The sequence below is a fragment of the Paenibacillus sp. E194 genome (assembly GCF_000935845.1).
GTDB lineage: Bacteria > Bacillota > Bacilli > Paenibacillales > Paenibacillaceae > Paenibacillus_B > Paenibacillus_B alvei_B.
Genome location: NZ_JMDX01000526.1, coordinates 1 through 814, shown reverse-complemented (window position 1 = coordinate 814; position 814 = coordinate 1). Strand labels below are relative to the sequence as shown.

The 814-nt window shown below is 49.3% G+C and carries 1 protein-coding gene; it reads left to right on the top strand.

The annotated features are described in order from the left end of the window. The coding region (locus AZ66_RS29370; RefSeq protein WP_044358205.1) for an ABC transporter ATP-binding protein at nt 1-814 on the top strand (814 nt) is incomplete at both ends.

The window sequence follows — 814 nt, the reverse complement described above, 5'->3', positions numbered from 1 at the left end:
GAGTGTTACGGCACAATCGATATTGCGGCTGCTGCCAAGCCCACCTAGCAAGGTCAAGCAAGGCGAGATACGCTTCAAGGGAAATGATCTGCTGAAGCTGAAAGAACGTGACATGCAAACGATTCGTGGTAAAGACATCGGCATGATCTTCCAAGATCCGATGACATCATTAAATCCGACGATGACGATAGGTCGACAGATTACTGAGGTATTAATGAAGCATCAACAGATGAGCGCTTCACAAGCGAAGACACGGGCTATCGAGATGCTGTCTATGGTTGGCATTCCGAATCCAGCTTCCCGCTTCCAGCAATACCCGCATGAATTCTCGGGCGGAATGCGCCAGCGCGCGATGATTGCCATTGCACTTGCCTGCAAACCATCCCTGCTAATCGCAGATGAACCGACTACAGCGCTTGACGTAACCATACAAGCTCAAATCTTACGCGTTATGAAGCAGCTGCAGCAGGAGATGGGCACATCCATTATATTAATTACACATGATCTCGGAATTGTCGCTGATCTATGCGACCGAGTCATTGTTATGTATGCTGGTAAAATTGTTGAGACCGGCACGAAATGGGATATATTCAAAAATCCACAGCATCCTTATACGAAGGGCTTGCTCCGTTCCTTGCCTCGTCTGGATCAGAAGAAAGATGAGCCGCTTATTCCGATTTACGGCACACCGCCAGATCTGATTAAGCCGCCAGCAGGGTGCGGGTTCTGCGCTCGCTGCAATGAAGCGATGGAAGTCTGCATGTCCTACGATCCAGAAGTAACGAAGGTAGGCGATTCGCATCAAGCGAAATGC